Raw genomic sequence first — 21,973 nt, forward strand, 5'->3', positions numbered from 1 at the left:
TCTTTGGAATTTGTTTTTCAATCATTCTTTGATGAGAATTAATATCCTTTAGCATACCCATCTTTTCTAGGATCTGATCCACCTAAGAGGTCACCCTCACTTCTATTTATTTTTATTGCTTGGCCCCCACCATGTGTACCATCGAAATATTCTACATTATGACCTATTTCTTTGAGTCCTTGGAAAATTTCTTTATCAACAGTTTTTTCTAGTTTGTAAATATTATTAAAATGAAAAGCTCTTGGAAAACCCAAAGCTTCTTGTGGTCCCATTCCAAAATCAATCATATTATTTAAAACATGAACTTGTCCCACTGGTTGATATTGGCCTCCCATAACGCCATAACTTAAAGTTGCTTTGTTGTTTTTATCAATAAGCATACCAGGAATAATAGTATGTAAGGGTCTTTTTAAGCCTGCTATGCAGTTTGGATGTCCATTTTCTACTCTGAAATTTGTACCCCTATTATGTAAAAGTATTCCACTTTTATTTGTAGTAATACCTGATCCGAATACATAACAAACAGAATTGATTATTGATACACTATTTAAATCCTTATCTACTACTGTTAGATATATTGTTTCTGGATGAGCTGGAATATTTAAGTCACCAACATAACTGCATGAATTTAAATTAATTTTATTAAATATATCATTAATATTTTTATCACTCAATATTTCGTCTAAATCAAATTTTACAAAACTTGGATCACCTAAAATAGTTTCTTTAATCTTATAAGCTTGTTTTGTAACTTCTGCTTCAAGATGGAATCTTTCTGTACTATTTAATTTATAATTTTGAATATTTAGTTTTTCTAATAATTTCATCATAATCAATACTGTAACACCAGGACCGTTGGGAGGGCATTGATGAATAAAATCACCCTTATAATCAGATTTTATTGTATCTGATTTTATTGTGCTTTGTTTTGAAAAATCCTCAAAAGTATGTACACCACCTAATTCATTTAAAGTTTCAATTATATCTTTTGCAATTTCTCCTTCATAAAATTCCTTACTTCCTTTTTTGCTAATTAATTCAAGCGTTTCTCCTAAAGCAATATTTTTCATTAATTCATTTTCTTGATAAGTACGACCATCTTTCAAAAAAATTTTTTTTGAATTTTCATTACCATTGATTTTATTCAAACTATTTTTCCAAGCATTTGATACGACTTTTGTAATTCTATGACCATTCTTTGCAATATCAATTGCACCTAAAAATAATTGTTCAAAATCTAGCTTACCAAATTCCTTATGAATTTTTTCCCAAGCATTAAGTGCACCAGGAATTGTGACTGAATGTGGACTAGTTAATCCAATTTTATCAATATTCTTATCTTTAAAAAAATTGTAATTTAATTTTTCAGGTGCTAAACCTGATCCATTAAAAGACACAGCGTCCTTGTTATCCATTTTAACTATTGCAAAACAGTCGCCACCAATACTTGTTGCATTAGGCTCTACTACAGATAAAACAATCGAGGCAGCAATTGAAGCATCCACTGCATTTCCACCCATTTTGAGTATTTTTAATGCTTCCTCTGTTGCTAAAGGATGTGAAGTTGCAGCCATTGCATTTGAAGAGCGTGCATCTTTATCTTTTGTTGACTGATTATTCATAGTACAGATTAATTCTCAAAAAATTTATAAATGATTACTAAAGTAAATAAAAGCATTATCATATTCTGTATTTTTGCCTTTGGTTTTTTATTATCTAATCTGGTAAGATCTATCACAGCAACATTAACACCCGTCCTCACATATGAATTCGATTTAACAGCTGGAAATTTGGGGCTATTAGCTGGAGGTTATTTTATAGGTTTTTCAATAATGCAAGTTCCAATAGGACTACTCTTGGATAAATTTGGGCCAAAAAAAGTTGTTGGATATTTTTTAATTATAGCATTAGTGGGAACGATTTCATTTGCATTAGCAAAAAGCTTCTCTGGATTACTTGTTTCTAGAATATTTATCGGTATTGGTGTGAGCGCTTGTATGATGGGACCACTGACAGGGTACAGAGTTTGGTTTGCTGAAAAGTATCAACAGAGAGCAAATTCTTGGATGTTAATGGTAGCAAATATAGGCTTTGTCTCTTCGACTTTACCTGTTCAAATTTTATTACCTTACATAGGCTGGAGATGGATTTTTATATTAATAGCTACACTCATCCTAATAAGTATTATTTTAATATTCTTATTTACACCTAATTGGGAGCAGACAGAAAATTCTACAATTGATGCCGAAAAAAAAGGCCTAGCTCAAATCTGGAAGAATAAGTTTTTTATAAGTTTGGTACCATTAGCATTTATTAATTATGGCGGTATCCAAGCAATTCAAACGCTTTGGGCTGGACCTTGGATGTTAAATATAACTGGATATTCACCATTTCAAAGCGCTACAGGGTTATTTTGGATCAATGTAACAATGTTGGCATCATACTTTTTATGGGGTTATATTTTGCCCAAACTTTCTGATTATGGCATAAGCAGTATTAAATTAATTAAATTTGGACTGCCAATAAGCTACTTTGTTTTTTTTCTGATAATCTTCCTTGGGACTAAAGCTGGAGCATTGTTATTTGCAATATATATTATGACTTCAATTGTAATTTCACTTACACAACCAGCAATAGCTTTAAATTTTTCGCAAAGTCTTGCAGGCAAATCACTCACCTCTTACAATGTATTCATTCATTCAGGAACATTTTTTATGCAATGGGGAATTGGACTATTTATAGACTTATTTAATTCAAAAGGATTTGATATTTTAAGCAGTTATAGGATTTCTTTTTCGATTTTTTTAATTCTTTGTATATTAAGTTATATTTTTTTCATTTATTTAAATAAAAATAATGATTAATAAAAAAATGACATTAATAAATATATTTTTATTTATATTTACAATTTATACTTTAATCTGTATTTTTCTTTTTTTTTATCAAAGAAATTTGATGTATCATCCAAATGAGAATAATTATTCTGGAGATAATTTAGAGGTTAAAATTGAAAAAGTAAGTATTCAAACAACAGATAATATCAATCTTTTAGGCTGGTTTCATAATAAAAATTTAAAAAGTTATAAAACAATAGTTTATTTTCATGGAAATGCAGGGACACTTGAAAACAGAATCCATAAATTAAATCATTTTAAAGACATGGATGTTAATTTTTTAATTATTGCATGGAGAGGATTTAGTGGCAATAAAGGAAAACCAAGTGAGGAGGGTCTTTATACAGATGGTGCTAGTGCAATAAACTGGCTTAAAGAAAAAGGTCTGAAAGAGGAAGATATAATTATTTATGGAGAGTCATTAGGAACTGGAGTTGCTACTGAAATTACTCAGAATAAAAATTTTGCAGGATTAATCTTAGAAACGCCTTTTACATCAATGATAGAGGCTGCAAAAAATTTTTATCCATATATCCCAGTAGGTTTAATATTAAAAGACAAGTATGAAAATTATGAAAAAATTAAAAATATTGATATCCCAGTATTAGTAATGCATGGTGAGGTCGACCAAATAGTTCCATTTTGGATGGGTAAAAAAATTTTTAATTTAGCAAGTGAACCTAAATATTCATATTTTACAAAATATGACGATCATATGATGGAATATGATGATAAACTTGTATTAGCACTTAAATCATTTGTTGATAGTTTAAATTAAGCCACAATCTAAACAAACATAACCCAAATTATTATTTGAATTTATTTTATGAAAAATTTTTTCATATTTTTTATTATCTTTTTTTCTCTAAGCAATTTATCAAATGCTAAAGAAAATTTAGCATCTGTAGATAATCTTTTTCATATTGATCAAATGAATTCGCACGACGAAAATTTTGCATTATATTTCAAAACTCGTGAAAAAGCTGTCTTAGCTCGAGGAGAAAATTCAAATTATATAAATGATTTCCCAAAAGATCTTTATATTTACAATTATAAAACAAAAGAGTCTATGCCATTGATTTCATATGAATGGTTTCCAAAAACTGCAAAATATTTTTTACAGGAATATGATTTTCCAGTTTTTCCAGATGACTTTGCATATTATCTTTTAAAAGATAATAAAACTTTAGTAATGATTAGTGCTGTAAAAAGTTTAAAAGCCAATTTTAAATTTGATATTGTTGAAAAAAAGTTAGAACTTTATCCTGTAAATGGAAAATTTGATTTTATTATTTCCTCGATAGCTAAAAATTGTGGACATTACGAATTTAAAGAAAATTATAAATGTAGTTTTTATAAACCTTTAATTTCTAGTACTTTAATTAATTGACTTGGGTAAATGCTTCTGCAAATTTTTCAGCTTCAAAAATTTGCAAATCATCTTCTTTTTCCCCCAACCCAAGTGCAATAATTGGTAGTTTATATTTTTTAGCAACAGCTAAAAGAATACCTCCTTTTGCTGTGCCATCTAATTTTGTCATAATAAGACCAGTTATAGGAATAATTTTATTAAATTCCTCAACTTGATTAATTACATTTTGACCCGAAGTTGCATCTAAAACCAAAATAACATCATGTGGAGCATCAGGATCAATTTTTTTAGTAACTTTTGCAATTTTTTTATATTCTTCCATCAAATTTTTTTTATTTTGTAATCTTCCAGCTGTATCAATTAAAACTTGGTTAAAATTATTGTTTAATGCTTCTTCAATAGCCTTGTAAGCAACTGATGCAGGATCAGAGCCTTGAGATGATTTTGTAATTTGAACATCAACTTTATTTGCCCAACTTTCTAATTGTTCTATGGCTGCTGCTCTAAAAGTATCAGATGCAGCTAACATTACTTTATTTCCATTACCTTTTAATATTTTACTTATTTTTCCAATAGTAGTTGTTTTCCCAACGCCATTAACACCTGAAATTAATGTTGCGTTTAATTTTTCTTTTTTTTGGAAGAATTCAATTTTTTCCAATGGTTTCATTATTGAAATAATATAATTTTTAAGAATATTGTTTATTTCATTTGTTAAATCTTTATTGGGATCAATTTTTGTTTGAGAAATTATTTCTCTTATTTCTGAAGCTGAAACAATTCCAACATCTGATTGAATTAAGTAATCTTCAATTTTATCTAATGTTTTGTCGTCAATCTCTTTTTTTACAACTATGTCTCTTAAGCCAGTAGTTAAAGCTGAAGCACTTTTTTTAAAACCTGATTTAAATTTTTCAAAAATTCCCATTAAATTTTAAAATTTATCTCCTCAATATCTGAAACTGGTCCTTTCATGTGGATACTGTTGTTTTCGTCAATAGAAATTGTCAATTTACCTGTAGAAAATTCAATATCAACTTTATCATTTACTAGTCCATTTTGTTTTGCTGCAAAAGCTGTCGCACAAGCTGCTGTACCACATGCCTTAGTAAGTCCAGCTCCTCTTTCCCACACTTTAACTTTAATCAATTCTTTGTTAACAACATTTGCTAATGTAACATTACATTTTTCTGGGAATAGAGAATGGTTTTCAATTTTTGGTCCAATTTTTTCTATCTCGAAATTTTCATTATTATCAACAAAGAAAACTACATGTGGGTTTCCAACATTTACAGTTATACCACCAGAAAACTCGTTGTTATTTTTGTCATTAATTTTTATACCTAGATTATTAGTATTTAATTCCTTAGACAAAGGGATCTCATCCCATTTTGTTTTTGCAATTCCTATTTCTGTAGAAACTATTTTATCTCCAACAATTTTTGATTTTAAGTTGCCAGATAAAGTAGTTAAAATGATTTCTTTTTTGTTGCTTTCTTTCCCTAATAAATCTGCAATACATCGTGTGCCATTTCCACATGCTCCAGATATTCCTCCATCTGAATTATAAAATTCTAGTGAAGCATCTGAAGTATCATTTTTTTTGATAAATATTAATTGGTCACAACCAATATATTTTCTGTCGCAAATTTTAACGATTTGTTCTTTTGTCAAATTAGTAATTGTTTGCCTGTTATCTATTATGACAAAATCATTCCCTAATCCGTCCATTTTAAATGCTTTAATATCCATATATAGATACTTAACTTATTTATTGACTTTTTGAACCTCTATTATAATTTGATGCCGTTTCCGCAAAAACATTAACTTTGCGGTGTCTTTGGAAACAAAGAGATCGACACTAGTCAGCGAGGGTTCGCCCACTAGTGCGTTAATGCTGTGCGTAATAAATATGTTTGAAAATTTAACAAATAAATTTGAAGAAATTTTTTCTTCTCTGAAAAAGTCACCTTCACTTGATGAGGCTCAAGTAGATGAAGGTTTGAGAGGCATTAGACAAGCTTTGCTTGAAGCTGATGTATCTTTAGAAGTCGCAAAAGATTTTATTGAAAAAGTTAAGCCAAAAGCATTAGGTCAGGAAATTATCAGGTCTACTTCACCTGGAGATATGGTTGTTAAAATTGTTTATGACGAACTCGTAAATTTACTAGGCTCCACAAATAATGAAATAAACTTAAATGCAGTCCCACCCGTACCAATTATGTTAGTTGGATTACAAGGTTCAGGGAAAACGACAACAACAGCAAAATTAGCAAAATTTTTAGAAACTAATAAAAAGAAAAAAGTAATGATGGTAAGTTTGGACATTTATAGACCAGCTGCACAAGAGCAACTAAGATCTTTAGGTGAACAGAATAATATTTTAACTTTACCTATTATAGATGGCCAACAACCTGCGGATATTTGTAGAAGAGCTATAAGTGCTGCTAATTTAAATGGTGCTGAAATAATTTTATTTGATACTGCTGGAAGAACTCAAATCGACTTACAAATGATGAGTGAGATCAAACAAATTGAGGGTGTGATTAATCCAACAGAAACCTTATTAGTAGCAGACTCTCTAACAGGTCAAGTTGCAGCTTCTGTCGCAAAAGAATTTAAAAATACAGTTAATTTATCTGGAATTATTTTAACTAGGGCTGATGGTGATGCAAGAGGTGGAGCTGCAGTGAGTATGAAATATGTTTCTGAAGTACCAATTAAATTTTTAGGTATAGGAGAAAAAATAGATAATCTTGAGGTATTTCATCCTGATAGGATTGCAAACAGAATACTTGGAATGGGGGATATCGTATCTCTTGTAGAAAAAGCTGCACAAGATTTAGGTGAAGAGAATATTAAAAAAGCAGAGGAAAATTTAAAAAAGGGTCAATTTTCCATGGAGGATTATTTATCTCAATTAAGACAAATGAAAAAAATGGGTGGTATCGAAGGAATTATGTCTTTTATGCCAGGAGTATCTAAAATTAAATCTCAAATGGACTCTGCAGGTATTGATGAAAGTATAATATCAAAAAATGAAGCTATTATTTTATCAATGACAAAAAAAGAGAGAGAGAACCCAAAAATAATTGACGGTTCTAGAAAAAAAAGAATTGCTAATGGCTCTGGCACAGATCCGGCCACTATCAATAAATTGCTTAAGCAATTTAAAATGATGTCTGAAATGATGAAAAAGATGTCAAAAGGAAATCTGAAAGGTATGTCTGATAAAGGTATACCGCCAGAGCTATTTAACCAATTAAAGTAAAAAAAGGAGAAGAAATGTTAAAATTAAGATTATCAAGAGGTGGAACAAAAAAACGTCCTGTTTATAAGGTTGTTGTTGCCGACAGTCGTTTTGCAAGAGATGGAAGATTTATAGAAAAGGTTGGTTTCTTTAACCCTCTATTACCAAAGGAGAAAAAAGAAAGAGTGGGTCTAGAAGCTGAGAGAATTAAATATTGGCTTGGTCAAGGTGCTAAACCAACAACTAGAGTAGCAAGAATTTTAGGTGAGAACGAATTAATGCCTATGCCTGCTAATGGAAATAATCCAATTAAAGCAGTACCAAAAAAAGAGAGAAATAAAAAAGAAGAAGATAATAAAGAAGCTCCTAAAGAAGAAGCTCCTAAAGCAGAAGCAGCTCCTAAAGAAGAAGCTCCTAAAGCAGAAGCAGCTCCTAAAGAAGAAGCTCCTAAAGCAGAAGCAGCTCCGGCTGAGGAGAAAAAATAATTTAAAATTATTTATGTGGCAAGCTCAAGTATTTACCCTTTATCCAGAAGTTTTTCCTGGTCCTTTATCTAAAGGACTTTACGGCAAAGCTTTATCTAGTGATTTGTGGAAACTTAAAGTTGTAAATATAAGAGATTCAGCTGATGACAAACACAAAACTGTAGATGATACACCATATGGAGGTGGTACAGGAATGTTGTTAAAAGCAGATGTTCTTGCAAAGTCTTTAGATGAAAATAGAAATGAGAATGAGAGAATTTTATACTTGTCACCAAAAGGAAAAAAATTTGATCAAAATTTAGCTAAAGAACTAGCTAATGAAAAATCTCTGTCTATAATTTGTGGTCACTTCGAGGGTATAGATGAGAGAATACTTTCAACAAGAAACATTGAAGAAGTTAGTATTGGTGATTATGTTTTATCTGGCGGGGAGTCAGCAGCGTATGTAGTGATAGATAGTATTTTAAGATTACTGCCAGGTGTTTTGGGAAATGAAAACTCTAAATTAGATGAAACCTTTGAAAATGGCCTTCTAGAGTATCCTCAATATACAAAACCTCAAATTTGGGAGGAAAAAGCCGTTCCAGATGTACTATTATCAGGTGATCATAATAAAATTAAACACTGGCGTTTATCTCAATCAGAGGCTATAACACGCGTCCGAAGACCAGATTTATGGGAAAAATATAAGAAGAATTAACTTGATAAACATTAACATGAAAACAATTGAAGAAATAAACCAGCATAACGTAAAGAAAATACTTTCAGAGAAAAAAATTCCTGAATTTTATCCTGGTGATGTTGTTAAAGTTGGTGTGAGAATTACAGAGGGTAAAAAGGAAAGAATTCAGTATTTTGAGGGAGTATGTATCGCTAAGAAAAGTAGAGATCTAAACTCATCTTTTACAGTCAGAAAAATTTCTTTTGGTGAAGGTGTTGAGAGAACTTTTCCTCTATATGGAACATTAATTGACTCAATCAAGGTAATAAGATCTGGTAAAGTTAGAAGAGCTAAACTTTATTATCTAAGAGACAGAACTGGTAAATCAGCAAGGATTGCAGAAAAAATTAGAAAAAAAATTGGAATCGATATTGATGTAAAACCGGAAACAGTTACAGAGGAAAATGTAGCTCCAGCAGCAGAAGCTCCTAAAGAAAAAGCTCCTAAAGCAGAAGCAGCTCCAGCTGCAGAGGCTCTTAAGAAAGAAGCACCTAAAGCAGAAGAGGCTTCTAAAGCAGAACAAAAATCAGAAAGCCTTAAAGAAAAAAAATAATTTTTTTTTCAATGTCTACAACACTTTACGATAAAATTTGGAACGATCACTTAGTCGATCAACAGGATAATGGTACATCTTTACTTTTTGTAGACAGACATTTAATTCATGAAGTAACAAGTCCACAAGCTTTTGAAGGACTAAGAAATTCTAAAAGAAAAGTGAGACATCCAAATTTAACTTTAGCAGTTGCAGATCATAACGTTCCTACCACTGATAGAACAAAAGGTATTTCTGATCAGGAATCAAAAATTCAAGTTGATACATTAGAAGCGAATTGTAAAGAATTTGGTGTGCAATTATTTGGCATGGATGATAAGAGACAAGGTATTGTTCATATAATTGGACCAGAGCAAGGTTTTACTCAGCCGGGAACAGTTATTGTTTGCGGAGACAGTCATACAGCAACACATGGAGCGTTTGGTGCTTTAGCATTTGGAATAGGAACTTCAGAGGTTGAGCACGTATTAGCTACTCAAACATTAGTTCAAAAGAAGGCTAATAATTTTAGGATTAATGTAAATGGTGAACTTCCTCTCGGTGTTACTTCTAAAGATGTAATACTTCAAATAATTGGAAAAATTGGTACTGCTGGTGGAACAGGATGTGTTGTAGAATACGCTGGAGATTTAATTAGATCTTTGACAGTCGAGCAAAGAATGACAATCTGTAATATGACGATTGAAGGTGGTGCAAGAGCAGGATTAATTGCACCTGATGAAAAAATTTTTGAATATTTAAAAGGGAAACCAATGTCTCCAAAAGATGAAAATTGGGAGAAAGCTGTAAATTATTGGCAAACTTTAAAAACAGATACTGGTGCAAGTTTTGATAAAGAAATTAGTTTAAATGCAGATGAAATTTTACCTATGATTACATGGGGCACATCACCTCAAGATGTAATTACAATTGATGGAAAAGTTCCTAATCCTGACAATGAGACAGATCGGGATAAAAAGAACTCAATTGAAAGAGCTCTTAACTATATGGGTTTAAAGCCTAACATGGCAGCTACAGATATAAAAATAGATAAGGTATTCATTGGTAGTTGTACTAATGGCAGAATTGAAGATTTAAGAGAAGCGGCAAAAATTTTAAAGGATAAAAAAATTTCCTCACATGTAAACGCTATCGTGGTTCCAGGCTCTGGTTTAGTTAAAGAGCAAGCAGAGCAAGAAGGATTAGATAAAATTTTTGTTAGCTCAGGCTTCGAATGGAGAGAACCTGGTTGTTCCATGTGTTTAGCGATGAATGCAGATAAATTAAAACCTGAAGAAAGATGTGCCTCTACATCAAATAGAAATTTTGAAGGTAGACAAGGACGAGGTGGAAGAACACATTTAGTTAGTCCTGGAATGGCAGCTGCTGCCGCTATATCAGGTAATCTTGATGATGTAAGAAAGTATCAAAATTAAATGCAAAAATTTAATAAATTGAGGAGTATTCCAGCTTATCTTCCAATAGTTAATATTGATACGGATATGATAATTCCAAAACAATTTCTAAAAACAATAAAAAGAACAGGACTTGGAAAAAATTTGTTTTTTGAAATGCGATATGACGATAATGGAAAGGAGATCAATGATTTTGTGTTAAACAATGATCCTTACAAACAGTCAAAAATTTTAATTGCAGGAAAAAATTTTGGGTGTGGATCATCAAGAGAACATGCTCCTTGGGCACTATTAGATTTTGGTATTACTTGCGTAATAAGCTCAAGTTATGCAGATATTTTTTATAGCAATTGTTTTAAAAATGGAATTTTACCTATAATCCTTGAAGAAGAAAAAATAAAAGAGCTGTCTGATTATGCAAATAGAAAAGAAGAAATCTATATTGATTTAAGTGAGGAAAAAATAGTTTATGGAAATAATGAGCTAAAGTTTGAGATTGATCCGTTTAAAAAGAAGTGCTTGCTTGAGGGACTGGATGATATTGCTTTATCATTAAATAAATCAGAAAAAATAGAAAAATTTGAAAATAATCTAAAAAACGAAAAACCTTGGGTTTTTAATGATTAAAGTAAAAAAAAGAAAAATATTATTATTACCTGGTGACGGTATCGGTCCAGAAGTTATTGCTGAAGTAAAAAAAATTATAAACTGGTTTAATGATAAAAAATCATTAGATTTTGAAATAGATCAAGAGCTTGTAGGTGGTTGTTCTTATGATAAACATGGCACTCCAATTACTGATGAAGTATTTTATAAAGCTTTGGAGAGTGAGGTAATTATGTTAGGGGCAGTAGGTGGCCCTACATGGGACGGTTTAGAATTTTCAAAAAAACCTGAAAGAGCATTATTAAAACTTAGAAAGGAATTAAAATTATTTGCAAATTTAAGACCTGCAATTTGTTTTGAACAATTGGTAAGTGCTTCAACACTTAAACCAGAAGTAGTTTCAGGTTTAGACATAATGATAGTAAGAGAGTTAACGGGTGGCATATATTTTGGCGAACCTAGAGGAATAAAGCCAATTGAAAATGGTGAAAGAAAAGGAATTAATACTCATACATATACAACTAGTGAAATTACAAGAGTAGCTAGAGTTGCTTTTGATTTAGCTAGAAAAAGATCTAACAAAGTTACATCATGTGAAAAGTCAAATGTAATGGAAGCTGGACAATTATGGAAAGAAGAGGTTCAAGAGCTACATAATAAAGAATATAAAGATGTAGAATTAAGCCATATGTTAGCAGATAACTGTGCAATGCAACTTTTAAGAAACCCAAAACAATTTGATGTGATTGTAACTGATAATTTATTTGGGGATATGCTGTCTGATCAAGCTTCGATGTTAACTGGATCTTTAGGACTTTTACCGTCCGCGTCTTTGGGTGCAAAAAATAAAGATGGTGAGATGAGAGCAATGTATGAGCCAATACATGGATCAGCTCCTGATATAGCTGGACAAGGTATTGCAAATCCAATTGCTTCTATTTTAAGTTTTGCTATGGCTTTGAGGTACTCTTTAGATCTTGATAAAGAAGCAGATGTTTTAGAAAAGGCAGTTCAAGATGTTCTAAATGATGGTTTAAGAACAAAAGATATAATGTCAGATGGCATGAAAGAAACGTCCACTTCAGCAATGGGTGATGCGATAATTTCAAAATTGCAATAAAACAAGAATTATTTTAAGGTTTAAATATGCCAAGTTATACAGCTCCTGTAAAAGACATGATGTTTCTCTTTGAAAAACTTAGAGATAATAAAAACTATAATGAACTGGAAAAATACAATGAAGTTAGTTCAGATCTAGTGAAAGATATTTTAGAGGAAGCAGCTAAGATAAATCAAAATTTAATTTTACCTCTTGCTAAATCAGGAGATGAAAATCCAGCAGTTTTAGAAAATGGTGTTGTCAGAACACCCCCAGGCTACAAGGAAGCGTATCAAAAGTATATTGAGGATGGTTGGACTTCTTTGTCTTGTGATCCAAAATATGGTGGTCAAGGAATGCCAAAAACAGTAAGTGCATTTTTTGATGAAATGCTATCTTCAGCAAGCTTATCATTTAAATTATATAGTGAACTAAGTATTGGTGCTTATAATTGTATCAATCATCATGCCTCTGATGAAATAAAAAATAAATATTTACCAAAAATTGTTGAAGGTAAGTGGAGTGGTACAATGTGTTTAACAGAACCAGTCTGTGGTACTGACCTTGGCTTGTTAAAAACTAAAGCTATTAGACAATCAGATGATACTTATAAAATCAGTGGTCAAAAAATATTCATAACTTCAGGAGACCATGATTTAACCGAAAATATTATTCACTTAGTTTTGGCAAGATCACCAGACTCCCCATCTGGTACTAAGGGAATTAGTTTATTTTTAGTTCCAAAATATATTGTAAACCAGGATGGTAGTATTGGTCCAAGAAATGGAATTTCAACTGGATCAATTGAAAGCAAGATGGGTATTAAAGGTTCTGCAACTTGTGTTTTAAATTTTGATGACGCAACTGGTTATATGATTGGTAATAAAGATAAAGGTCTAAGTGCAATGTTCACAATGATGAATTTAGAGAGAATTGTTGTAGGCATTCAAGGTTTAGGTATTTCTGAAATTGCTTATCAAAACTCACTTACTTACGCAAAAGAAAGAAAGCAAGGAAAAACAAATAATTCAAAATCTAATAATGGTGCAGATTTTATAATTGATCACGCAGACATAAGAAGAACTTTACTTAATATGAAGTCAATAATTGAGGGTGAAAGAGCACTATGTTTTTGGCTTTCTCAACAAACAGAAGTAAGTCTTTATCATCCAGACGAAAAAATTAAACAAGCTGCTTTAGATTACGTTTCATTAATGACCCCTGTGGTTAAATCACTTTTTACAGATTTAGCTATGGAAATTACTAGCGATGCAATGCAGATACATGGAGGATACGGATATACTAAAGACCAAGGTATTGAGCAATTATATCGAGATAATCGTATTACCCCAATTTATGAAGGAACAAATTCCGTACAGGCTGCAGATTTAGTATTTAGAAAATTATCTAACAAAAAAGGCGATGTTATAAATAAGTTTTTAGAAATGATTAAATCTGAATGTGAGAGCAAAAATGAAAAAGTAAAAACATTTTCTAAAGAGTTAAACCATTATTTAGATATTTTATCTAAATTCACAGATTGGATAAATGATAAAAATAAAATTGAAAAGGATGATGTTAGTGCTGCAGCAAATGATTATTTAAAAAGCTTAGGTTATGTTTCAATTGCTTATGCTTGGATTAAAATATTAGAGGTTAGTTTTAATGATTTTGATACAAATAAAGAATTTTATAGTGATAAAATAAATACTGCTAAATTTTACTTTGATAAGGTATTACCTCGGGCTGAGTATCACTACAAATCAGCGATCTCAGGAAGCTCAAATATAATGAATTTTAAGTTTAATTAATGAGCCATTACGAGACAAATTTAGATAAAAATAAAGCAAATCACGTACCTCTCACTCCATTAACTTTTTTAAAAAGAGCAAAAGAAATTTACCCAAATTATGAGGCTATAATTTATGAAGAAAGAAATTATACCTGGGCTGAAGTTTATAAAAGAGTTGTAAAATTTGCTAGTGCATTGACAAAAATAGGTATTAAAAAAGGTGAAACGGTTTCATTCTTAGCCTTCAATACACCAGAGATTTTTGAAGCACACTACTCTGTACCTATGACTGGTGCAGTTCTTAATACTATCAATATAAGATTAGATGCCAAAACAATTTGCTATATTTTAGATCACAGCGAAGCAAAAGTGTTAGTTGTGGATAGACAACTTCATGGAGAAGTAAAAAAAGCATTAAAAACTCTTAATAAAAAAATAACTATTATTGACATAAACGATAAATATGCTGACCAATCAAAATTGGAAAAAATTGGCGATTTAGAATATGAAAGTTTTTTAAATACAGGTGATGAAAATTATCAATGGCAAATGCCTGAAGATGAGTGGCGGGCTATATCACTAAGTTACACATCAGGCACTACAGGAAATCCCAAAGGTGTCGTCTATCATCATAGGGGAGCATATTTAATGTCTACAGGAAGTTCAGTTGCTTGGAATATGCCAAATAGATTAAATTTTTTAACAGTTGTTCCAATGTTCCACTGCAATGGCTGGTGTTATCCATGGACTGTGCCGATGCTAAACGGAAGAACAATATGTTTAAGAAATATAGATATTAAAAAAATTTTTGAACTTATTGATAAATATGAAATCACTCATTTTGGTGGTGCTCCAATAGTATTGAATATGATTACTGGAGCGCCAGAAAGTGATAAGAAAAAATTAAAACAAAAAGTTTATGTTCTAACTGCTGGTGCTCCTCCACCAAGTATAATTTTTAAAAAAATGAGAGCTCTTGGATTTGAAGTAATGCATGTATATGGTTTAACAGAAACTTATGGTCATGTAACTCAGTGTGCCTGGAATGATGAATGGAATAATTTTGATGAAGAAAAACAAAACGAGATTAAAGCAAGACAAGGTGTGAAGTACCCTAATACGGAAGGTGTAGTTGTTTTAGACCCTGAGACAATGAAAGAGGTTCCTAGGGATGGAAAGACAATTGGTGAAATCATGATCAGAGGAAATGTCGTAATGAAGGGATATTTTAAAGATAAAGAGGCTACCGAAAAAGCCATGAAAGATGGTTGGTTTCACAGTGGTGATTTAGCTGTAATGCATTCTGATGGATATATTAAAATACAAGATAGATCAAAAGATATAATTATTTCTGGAGGAGAAAATATTTCTTCAATTGAAATTGAAAATACTTTATCCAAACACCCATCCGTTTCGATTGCAGCAGTTGTAGCAAAACCAGACGAAAAATGGGGTGAGGTGCCATGTGCATTTATCGAAGCAGTTAAAGACAAACCAGTTAGCGAGAAAGAATTAATTGATTTTTGTAAAGAAACTTTGGCGGGATTTAAAGTTCCCAAGAAAGTTGTCTTCTGTGAGTTGCCAAAAACTTCGACAGGAAAAATACAAAAGTTTGAATTAAGAAAACAAGTTTAGGTAATTTTTGAATTTTCAATTGGAAAATAAAAATATTTATGCTTCTGATGCAGGACAGGGTATTGATAAAAATAAAGAAACAATAGTATTTCTGCATGGAAGTGGTCTCTCGCATATTGTTTGGTCTCTAACTGAACAGTTTTTTTTAAATAATAATTTTAACGTATTATCTATAGATTTACCTGGGCACGGTAATTCAGATGGCCCCTGCTTAGATAGTATTGAAAAAATAGCTGATTGGCTAGAACAAGTGTTTGTAAAATTAAATTTAAAACAACTAATTATTGTTGGGCACTCTCAAGGATGTTTAGAGATACTTGAATATGCATCCAAATATAAAAAAAGATTAAAAAAATTAGTTTTTATTGGTGGTTCAAATAGAATGCCAGTTCATCCAGATCTAATCGATTTAGCAAAAAATGGAGATACTGATGCTGTTAAATTGATGATGAAGTGGGGTTATGAAGGTTCAAAAAAATTTATAGGAGGTAATCCAGTGGAAAGAATAATACAGTCACCAAGAGATATTAGAGAAATATTAGCAGTCGATTTAATTGCATGTAATAATTATACCAATGGTTCTGATGCTGCTAGATCAATAGACTGTCCCTCATTGTTGATATTTGGATCATTAGACAAAATGGTAAATCTAGAGTCAGGTAAAAAGTTTTCTAGTTTCATTAAAAATTCAACAACACATATAATTGAGGGTTGTGGTCATATGATTATGATTGAAAAAGCATTCGAAATGAGAGACAAGGTTTTAGAATTTTTAAAAAAATGAAAAGTTTTTCAATTGCAAAATCAAGAAGACTGAGAGGCACTCCTTATACCTCTAGAATAGAAAAACAAGGGGTTACGGCTTATACAATATATAATCATATGTTGCTTCCCGCAGCGTTTGGTTCAATTGAGGACTCATACCATCACTTAAAACAGCATGTTCAAATTTGGGATGTAGCTGCTGAAAGACAGGTGGAAATTTCTGGTAAAGACTCAGCGAAATTAGTTCAGTTGATGACTTGTAGAGATTTATCTAAATCGAAAGATGGAAGATGTTATTATTGTCCAATAATTGATGATAACGCAGGCCTGATTAATGATCCAGTTGTACTTAGATTGAATGAAAATAAATGGTGGGTTTCTCTTGCTGACTCAGATGTAATATTATTTGCAAAAGGGTTAGCTATTGGAAATAAATTTGACGTCAAGATTTTTGAACCTGATGTTGATATAATGGCTATACAAGGTCCAAAGTCATTTGAATTAATGGAAAAAGTTTTTGGAGATAAGATAGTTAATTTAAAATTCTTTGGTTTTGATTATTTCGAATTTGGTGGTGATAAACATTTAATTGCAAGATCTGGTTGGTCTAAACAAGGTGGTTACGAAATTTATGTTGAGCACAATGTTTCTGGATTAAAATTATATGATCATCTTTTTGAAATTGGAAAAGAATTTAATATCAAACCAGGTTGTCCAAATTTAATAGAACGTATTGAAAGTGGATTATTATCGTATGGAAATGATATCGATAATGGAGACAATCCATATGAATGTGGATTTGATAAATATATTAATATAGACAGCGAAGTTAATTTTTTAGGAAAAGAGAAATTAAAAAAAATTAAATCTGAAGGAATTAAAAAAAAATTAATGGGAGTAATGCTTGATATAGATAAAATAAGTATTACAGGATCATTAGACTTAAGTGATCAAGACAATAATATAATTGGAGAATTGAGATCAGCTTGCTATTCACCACATTTTAAAAAAGTAATTGGTATTGCTATGATGAAAAAATCTCATTGGAATATAGACCAGAACGTAAAAGCAAGCATAAATGGTGATATTTGTAGTGGTAAAGTTTGCGATTTACCTTTTATTTAGTATAACAACTTTAAAATGAACATAGCTATAGTAGGTGCAACAGGAAACGTTGGGAGGAAAACTCTTGAAGTATTTGATAAAAAAAACTTCAAGTTTGATAATCTATATTTAGTTGCCTCAGAAAAAAGTGCGGGGAAAAAAATCTCTTTTAGAGATAAAGAGTATGTTATTGAAAATTTAGAGACATATGATTTTTCAAAAGCAGATATAACTTTTTTTGCAGCAGGAGGAACAATTGCTGAAAAATTTGCAGAAAATGCTGCCAAGCACACAATTGTAATAGATAATTCAAGTTTTTTTAGGATGGATCCTGATGTTCCATTGATCGTTCCACAAGTGAATGCATCCGAAATTAAAAATATGAAAAAAAATATTATTGCCAATCCAAATTGTTCTACAGCACAACTTGTTATAGCACTTAAACCACTACATAATTTATTTAAAATTAAAAGAGTTGTAGTTTCAACTTACCAATCTGTTTCAGGTGGTGGCAAAAGTCCAATGGACGAATTAATTGATCAAACTAAAAAATATTTAGATGGAAAAAAAATAGAGTCAAAAAATTTTACTAAACAAATCGCTTTTAATGTTATTCCACATATCGATGTTTTCACTGATGATGGATATACAAAAGAAGAATTAAAAATGACAAATGAAACAAAAAAAATCTTAGATGATTCAATTGAACTTACAGCTACATGTGTGAGAATTCCTGTTTTAGTATCTCATTCGGAGTCTGTAAATATAGAATTTGAAAAACCATATACTTTAGAAAAAGTGAGAGATGTTTTAAGTAAAGCAGATGGTTGTGAGGTTATCGATAGAAGAGAAAATGGAGGTTATAGCACACCATTTGAAGCAGCAGGAAGTGATGAGACATTTATATCTAGAATTAGGGAAGACAAAACAAAAAAAAATTCATTAAATTTGTGGATTGTATCAGACAACCTATTGAGAGGTGCTGCACTTAATTCAGTTGAAATTGCTGAAACAGTTATTAATTCAAAATAAAATATGGAAAACAGACCTTTATCACCACACATACAGATATATAAATGGCATATTTCTTCATTAGTATCTATTTCACATAGAATTACAGGAATAATTAATTTTTTTGCAATTACATTAATTTGTATTTGGTTTGCATTAATGCTTCTAGGAGAAAGTAATTATCAAATTATAAAAATATTTTTAGAAACCTTTTTAGGTAAATTTATTTTAATTGGAATAACCTGGTCATTTAGTTTTCAAATGTTAAGTGAAATAAGACACTTAATTATGGATTTGGGCTATGGATTTGAATTACAAACAACAAGAATTACAGGTTTGCTAGTTATTTTTGGCTCGATTATTTTAACTATTCTGATTTATATAATTGGCAGAGGATTAATATAATGCTGCCAGTAACAAAAAAATGGTTATTCTTAAAAATTAGTTCTGCAATCTTATTACCTTTAATGCTTTGGTTTATTATAAATTTAGTGAATATTTATGATAAAAGTTATTTGGAAATAGTGAATTTTTTAACAACACAACCATCCAAATTCTTAATTGGGTTATTTTTAGTTATTGCTTATTTTTTTTCAGCTTTAACTATAAGTGAGGTTTTTGAAGACTATATTAACGATAAAAAAATCAAAAATGCCGCAAACAAAGTCCTAAATTTTTTTGCTATAACAATCCCAGTAATTACAATAATTGTAATTTTAAACTTAAATACATGAAAGCATATAATATTATAGACCATGAGTACGATGTTGTTGTACTTGGTGCAGGTGGATCAGGTTTAAGAGCGGCAGTAGGGCTTAGCGAGGCTGGCTTAAAAACAGCATGTATCTCAAAAGTATTTCCTACCAGAAGTCATACATCAGCTGCACAAGGTGGAATATCAGCAGCACTAGGAAACATGGGGGAAGATGATTGGAGATGGCACATGTATGACACTGTCAAAGGTGCAGATTGGTTAGGTGATCAAGATAGTATTGAATATCTATGTAAAGAAGCACCTAAAGCAGTTTTAGAATTAGAGAAATATGGAGTTCCATTTAGTAGAACTGAAGAGGGAAAAATTTATCAAAGACCATTTGGTGGAATGACAAAAAATTATGGGAACGGAATAGTTCAAAGAACTTGTGCAGCAGCCGATAGAACAGGTCATGCTATTTTACACACATTATATGGACAAGCGTTAAAGCATAATACAGAATTTTTTATAGAATATTTTGCATTAGATTTGTTGATGAAGAATGGAGAATGCAAAGGTCTAATTGCTTGGAATTTGAATGATGGAACAATTCATAGATTTAGAGCACATTCAGTAATTATTGCTACAGGTGGTTATGGAAAAGTTTATTATTCAGCAACATCAGCACATACTTGCACTGGTGATGGTAATGCAATGGTTTTAAGAGCTGGATTGCCGCTTCAGGATATGGAGTTTGTTCAATTTCACCCAACAGGAATTTATGGCCACGGTACCTTAATAACAGAAGGTGCGCGAGGAGAAGGGGGTTATCTTACAAATTCTAAAGGTGAAAGATTTATGGAAAGGTATGCTCCAAATGCAAAAGATTTAGCATCAAGAGATGTTGTTAGCAGATCAATGTCTATAGAGATTAATGAGGGAAGAGGTGTTGGAAAAGATCAAGATCATGTCCATTTGAACCTAAGTCACTTAGATAAAGATATTATTGAAAGCAGGCTTCCTGGAATTACCGATGCAGCAAGATTATTTGCAAATGTAGATGTAACTAAAGAACCAATCCCTGTTGTACCAACAGTTCATTATAATATGGGCGGCATTCCAACAAATTATAAAGCAGAAGTATTAACTGTAAATGGCTCAGAAAAAACTGTTCCAGGTCTAATGGCTATAGGAGAAGCGGCATGTGTCTCTGTTCACGGAGCAAATAGACTTGGCTCTAATTCTTTAATCGATTTAGTAGTATTTGGAAGAGCAGCAGCAAAAAGAGCAGCTGAATTAGTTAAGCCAGGAACACCTCATGAGGAAATTCCAGAGTCAGAAACACAAAAATGTTTAGATAGATTTGATAAACTTAGAAATGCACAAGGAAATAATAGTACTGCTGAACTTAGACTTTCAATGCAAAAAACGATGCAGTCGAAATGTGCAGTTTTCAGAACAGAAAAAAACCTTAAAGAAGGTGTTGATGAGATTAAAAAAACTTATGATGGCATGGACTCAATTTCAGTTAAAGATAGATCTTTAGTATTTAATACTGATTTAGTTGAAACATTAGAATTTGATAATTTAATAAGACAAGCAGTAACTACTGTAGAGTCTGCATATCATAGAAAAGAGAGCAGAGGTGCTCACGCGAGAGATGACTATCCAAAAAGAGATGACGAAAAGTTTATGCAACATACTCTTGCTTGGTGTGATGGGAAAAATACAAAGATAAGTTACAGAGAAGTACACAAATCAACTTTAACAAACGAAGTTCAATATTTTCCACCACAAGAGCGAGTATATTAATGGCTCAGCTAAGCTTACCTAAAAATTCAGAGGTTAAAAAAGGCGAATATTTTAAAGACAAAACTGGATCTAAAAATTTAAGAAAGATCAATATTTATAGATGGGATCCATCAACAGAAGAAAATCCTAGAATTGATACATACGAAGTTGATATGGATAATTGCCCATCTAAGGTACTGGATATTCTAAATAAAATTAAAAACGAAATTGATCCGACATTGGCCTATAGAAGGTCTTGTGCTCATGGTGTTTGTGGCTCTTGTGCTATGAATATGGGAGGAAAAAATGGATTGGCTTGTACAACTCCACATGCAGAGATAGATGGTGACATCGATATTTATCCTCTACCTCATTTAAAAGTTAAAAGAGATTTGATCGGCGATTTAGATGGCTTATATAAACAATATCAATCTATTGAACCTTGGTTAAAAAATAACTCAACAAAACAGTCAACAGAAATTTATCAGTCTAAAGAAGATAGAGCAAAACTTGATGGTGCATATGAGTGCATTATGTGTGCCTGTTGTTCTACATCTTGCCCAAGTTATTGGTGGAATGGAGATAAATATTTAGGTCCTGCAGTTCTGCTACAGGCCTATAGATGGATTATTGATAGTAGAGATGAAGAGAGAAAAGCTAGATTAAAAAAAGTTTCCGATGAATTAAAATTATATAGATGCCATACAATATTAAATTGTACAAATGCATGTCCTAAGGGCTTGAATCCAGCAAAAGCTATAGCTGAAATAAAAAAAATGTTAGCAACAGCTAATGTTTAAATAGACT

22 protein-coding genes are annotated in these 21,973 nt (G+C 31.3%); 19 read left to right on the forward strand and 3 right to left on the reverse strand.

Features of this window, described 5'->3' with window-relative positions:
• Positions 1 to 38 precede the first annotated feature (38 nt).
• Positions 39 to 1,622 (reverse strand): gamma-glutamyltransferase, encoded by a 1,584-nt coding sequence (gene ggt, locus ACTT9L_RS06225; protein ID WP_440928445.1) that lies wholly within the window; start codon positions 1,620 to 1,622, stop codon positions 39 to 41.
• Positions 1,623 to 1,652: 30 nt separating this feature from the next.
• Between ggt and ACTT9L_RS06230 the strand changes: the two genes are divergently transcribed.
• Genes ACTT9L_RS06230 through ACTT9L_RS06240 form a run of 3 tightly spaced genes read left to right on the forward strand, consistent with a single transcriptional unit; the run spans position 1,653 to position 4,284 of the window.
• Positions 1,653 to 2,864, forward strand: coding sequence for an MFS transporter (locus ACTT9L_RS06230; RefSeq protein ID WP_440928446.1), 1,212 nt, complete (start codon positions 1,653 to 1,655; stop codon positions 2,862 to 2,864).
• Positions 2,857 to 3,672, forward strand: coding sequence for an alpha/beta hydrolase (locus tag ACTT9L_RS06235; protein ID WP_440928447.1), 816 nt, complete (start codon positions 2,857 to 2,859; stop codon positions 3,670 to 3,672). Before ACTT9L_RS06230 ends, ACTT9L_RS06235 begins: the two co-directional genes overlap by 8 nt.
• A 48-nt stretch (positions 3,673 to 3,720) precedes the next feature.
• The gene (locus tag ACTT9L_RS06240) at positions 3,721 to 4,284 is read left to right on the forward strand and encodes a hypothetical protein (RefSeq protein ID WP_440928448.1); all 564 of its coding nucleotides are present in this window, start codon (positions 3,721 to 3,723) and stop codon (positions 4,282 to 4,284) included.
• On the opposite strand, the gene ftsY is transcribed toward ACTT9L_RS06240, so the two are convergent.
• Both ftsY and dapF read right to left on the reverse strand, forming a co-directional pair.
• Positions 4,277 to 5,194, reverse strand: a complete 918-nt coding sequence (gene ftsY, locus ACTT9L_RS06245; RefSeq protein WP_440928449.1) for a signal recognition particle-docking protein FtsY — start codon at positions 5,192 to 5,194, stop codon at positions 4,277 to 4,279. The genes ACTT9L_RS06240 and ftsY overlap by 8 nt on opposite strands.
• Complete coding sequence (gene dapF / locus ACTT9L_RS06250) at positions 5,194 to 6,018, reverse strand: diaminopimelate epimerase (protein ID WP_440928450.1); 825 nt, start codon at positions 6,016 to 6,018, stop codon at positions 5,194 to 5,196. The genes ftsY and dapF overlap by 1 nt, the downstream gene beginning before the upstream one ends.
• Before the next feature lie 160 nt (positions 6,019 to 6,178).
• On the opposite strand from dapF, the gene ffh reads away from it, so the two are divergent.
• From ffh to ACTT9L_RS06330, 16 genes are read left to right on the forward strand one after another with little or no spacing between them, the layout of a single operon-like run.
• Positions 6,179 to 7,537 (forward strand): signal recognition particle protein, encoded by a 1,359-nt coding sequence (ffh, locus tag ACTT9L_RS06255; RefSeq protein WP_440928662.1) that lies wholly within the window; start codon positions 6,179 to 6,181, stop codon positions 7,535 to 7,537.
• A 14-nt stretch (positions 7,538 to 7,551) separates the two neighbouring features.
• Positions 7,552 to 8,001, forward strand: coding sequence for a 30S ribosomal protein S16 (rpsP, locus tag ACTT9L_RS06260; protein WP_440928451.1), 450 nt, complete (start codon positions 7,552 to 7,554; stop codon positions 7,999 to 8,001).
• 13 nt (positions 8,002 to 8,014) lie between these two features.
• The gene (gene trmD / locus ACTT9L_RS06265; RefSeq protein WP_440928452.1) at positions 8,015 to 8,701 is read left to right on the forward strand and encodes a tRNA (guanosine(37)-N1)-methyltransferase TrmD; all 687 of its coding nucleotides are present in this window, start codon (positions 8,015 to 8,017) and stop codon (positions 8,699 to 8,701) included.
• A gap of 16 nt (positions 8,702 to 8,717) precedes the next feature.
• Entirely contained in the window at positions 8,718 to 9,275 is a 558-nt protein-coding gene (rplS, locus tag ACTT9L_RS06270; RefSeq protein WP_440928453.1) for a 50S ribosomal protein L19, read from the forward strand.
• A gap of 11 nt (positions 9,276 to 9,286) precedes the next feature.
• The gene (leuC, locus tag ACTT9L_RS06275; protein WP_440928454.1) at positions 9,287 to 10,690 is read left to right on the forward strand and encodes a 3-isopropylmalate dehydratase large subunit; all 1,404 of its coding nucleotides are present in this window, start codon (positions 9,287 to 9,289) and stop codon (positions 10,688 to 10,690) included.
• Positions 10,691 to 11,296 (forward strand): 3-isopropylmalate dehydratase small subunit, encoded by a 606-nt coding sequence (leuD, locus tag ACTT9L_RS06280; protein WP_440928455.1) that lies wholly within the window; start codon positions 10,691 to 10,693, stop codon positions 11,294 to 11,296. It begins immediately after the preceding gene.
• Positions 11,289 to 12,395 carry a 3-isopropylmalate dehydrogenase gene (leuB, locus tag ACTT9L_RS06285; RefSeq protein ID WP_440928456.1) on the forward strand — a complete coding sequence of 369 codons (1,107 nt, stop codon included), beginning with the start codon at positions 11,289 to 11,291 and terminating at the stop codon, positions 12,393 to 12,395. Before leuD ends, leuB begins: the two co-directional genes overlap by 8 nt.
• Positions 12,396 to 12,421: 26 nt before the next feature.
• Positions 12,422 to 14,185 (forward strand): acyl-CoA dehydrogenase family protein, encoded by a 1,764-nt coding sequence (locus tag ACTT9L_RS06290; protein WP_440928457.1) that lies wholly within the window; start codon positions 12,422 to 12,424, stop codon positions 14,183 to 14,185.
• Positions 14,185 to 15,801, forward strand: coding sequence for an acyl-CoA synthetase (locus tag ACTT9L_RS06295; RefSeq protein WP_440928458.1), 1,617 nt, complete (start codon positions 14,185 to 14,187; stop codon positions 15,799 to 15,801). The genes ACTT9L_RS06290 and ACTT9L_RS06295 overlap by 1 nt, the downstream gene beginning before the upstream one ends.
• Before the next feature lie 7 nt (positions 15,802 to 15,808).
• Positions 15,809 to 16,585: an alpha/beta fold hydrolase gene (locus ACTT9L_RS06300; RefSeq protein ID WP_440928459.1), complete on the forward strand. Its 777-nt coding sequence runs from the start codon at positions 15,809 to 15,811 to the stop codon at positions 16,583 to 16,585.
• The gene (locus tag ACTT9L_RS06305; protein ID WP_440928460.1) at positions 16,582 to 17,691 is read left to right on the forward strand and encodes a dimethylsulfoniopropionate demethylase; all 1,110 of its coding nucleotides are present in this window, start codon (positions 16,582 to 16,584) and stop codon (positions 17,689 to 17,691) included. The genes ACTT9L_RS06300 and ACTT9L_RS06305 overlap by 4 nt, the downstream gene beginning before the upstream one ends.
• Positions 17,692 to 17,706: 15 nt before the next feature.
• Positions 17,707 to 18,702: an aspartate-semialdehyde dehydrogenase gene (locus ACTT9L_RS06310; protein WP_440928461.1), complete on the forward strand. Its 996-nt coding sequence runs from the start codon at positions 17,707 to 17,709 to the stop codon at positions 18,700 to 18,702.
• A gap of 3 nt (positions 18,703 to 18,705) precedes the next feature.
• Entirely contained in the window at positions 18,706 to 19,086 is a 381-nt protein-coding gene (gene sdhC, locus ACTT9L_RS06315) for a succinate dehydrogenase, cytochrome b556 subunit (protein ID WP_075484702.1), read from the forward strand.
• Entirely contained in the window at positions 19,086 to 19,415 is a 330-nt protein-coding gene (sdhD, locus tag ACTT9L_RS06320) for a succinate dehydrogenase, hydrophobic membrane anchor protein (protein ID WP_075484699.1), read from the forward strand. Before sdhC ends, sdhD begins: the two co-directional genes overlap by 1 nt.
• Entirely contained in the window at positions 19,412 to 21,187 is a 1,776-nt protein-coding gene (gene sdhA, locus ACTT9L_RS06325) for a succinate dehydrogenase flavoprotein subunit (protein WP_440925781.1), read from the forward strand. Before sdhD ends, sdhA begins: the two co-directional genes overlap by 4 nt.
• Positions 21,187 to 21,966: a succinate dehydrogenase iron-sulfur subunit gene (locus tag ACTT9L_RS06330; RefSeq protein WP_440928462.1), complete on the forward strand. Its 780-nt coding sequence runs from the start codon at positions 21,187 to 21,189 to the stop codon at positions 21,964 to 21,966. The genes sdhA and ACTT9L_RS06330 overlap by 1 nt, the downstream gene beginning before the upstream one ends.
• Positions 21,967 to 21,973 lie beyond the last annotated feature (7 nt).

This window comes from Candidatus Pelagibacter sp. (assembly GCF_052049675.1).
GTDB lineage: Bacteria > Pseudomonadota > Alphaproteobacteria > Pelagibacterales > Pelagibacteraceae > Pelagibacter.

Excerpts from the sequence above, each read along its gene's own strand:
- ggt (WP_440928445.1), bottom strand. The coding sequence starts at position 1,622 with ATGAATAATCAGTCAACAAAAGATAAAGATGCACGCTCTTCAAATGCA.
- ACTT9L_RS06230 (WP_440928446.1), top strand. The coding sequence starts at position 1,653 with ATGATTACTAAAGTAAATAAAAGCATTATCATATTCTGTATTTTTGCC.
- ACTT9L_RS06235 (WP_440928447.1), top strand. The coding sequence starts at position 2,857 with ATGATTAATAAAAAAATGACATTAATAAATATATTTTTATTTATATTT.
- ACTT9L_RS06240 (WP_440928448.1), top strand. The coding sequence starts at position 3,721 with ATGAAAAATTTTTTCATATTTTTTATTATCTTTTTTTCTCTAAGCAAT.
- ftsY (WP_440928449.1), bottom strand. The coding sequence starts at position 5,194 with ATGGGAATTTTTGAAAAATTTAAATCAGGTTTTAAAAAAAGTGCTTCA.
- dapF (WP_440928450.1), bottom strand. The coding sequence starts at position 6,018 with ATGGATATTAAAGCATTTAAAATGGACGGATTAGGGAATGATTTTGTC.
- ffh (WP_440928662.1), top strand. The coding sequence starts at position 6,179 with ATGTTTGAAAATTTAACAAATAAATTTGAAGAAATTTTTTCTTCTCTG.
- rpsP (WP_440928451.1), top strand. The coding sequence starts at position 7,552 with ATGTTAAAATTAAGATTATCAAGAGGTGGAACAAAAAAACGTCCTGTT.
- trmD (WP_440928452.1), top strand. The coding sequence starts at position 8,015 with ATGTGGCAAGCTCAAGTATTTACCCTTTATCCAGAAGTTTTTCCTGGT.
- rplS (WP_440928453.1), top strand. The coding sequence starts at position 8,718 with ATGAAAACAATTGAAGAAATAAACCAGCATAACGTAAAGAAAATACTT.
- leuC (WP_440928454.1), top strand. The coding sequence starts at position 9,287 with ATGTCTACAACACTTTACGATAAAATTTGGAACGATCACTTAGTCGAT.
- leuD (WP_440928455.1), top strand. The coding sequence starts at position 10,691 with ATGCAAAAATTTAATAAATTGAGGAGTATTCCAGCTTATCTTCCAATA.
- leuB (WP_440928456.1), top strand. The coding sequence starts at position 11,289 with ATGATTAAAGTAAAAAAAAGAAAAATATTATTATTACCTGGTGACGGT.
- ACTT9L_RS06290 (WP_440928457.1), top strand. The coding sequence starts at position 12,422 with ATGCCAAGTTATACAGCTCCTGTAAAAGACATGATGTTTCTCTTTGAA.
- ACTT9L_RS06295 (WP_440928458.1), top strand. The coding sequence starts at position 14,185 with ATGAGCCATTACGAGACAAATTTAGATAAAAATAAAGCAAATCACGTA.
- ACTT9L_RS06305 (WP_440928460.1), top strand. The coding sequence starts at position 16,582 with ATGAAAAGTTTTTCAATTGCAAAATCAAGAAGACTGAGAGGCACTCCT.
- ACTT9L_RS06310 (WP_440928461.1), top strand. The coding sequence starts at position 17,707 with ATGAACATAGCTATAGTAGGTGCAACAGGAAACGTTGGGAGGAAAACT.
- sdhC (WP_075484702.1), top strand. The coding sequence starts at position 18,706 with ATGGAAAACAGACCTTTATCACCACACATACAGATATATAAATGGCAT.
- sdhD (WP_075484699.1), top strand. The coding sequence starts at position 19,086 with ATGCTGCCAGTAACAAAAAAATGGTTATTCTTAAAAATTAGTTCTGCA.
- sdhA (WP_440925781.1), top strand. The coding sequence starts at position 19,412 with ATGAAAGCATATAATATTATAGACCATGAGTACGATGTTGTTGTACTT.
- ACTT9L_RS06330 (WP_440928462.1), top strand. The coding sequence starts at position 21,187 with ATGGCTCAGCTAAGCTTACCTAAAAATTCAGAGGTTAAAAAAGGCGAA.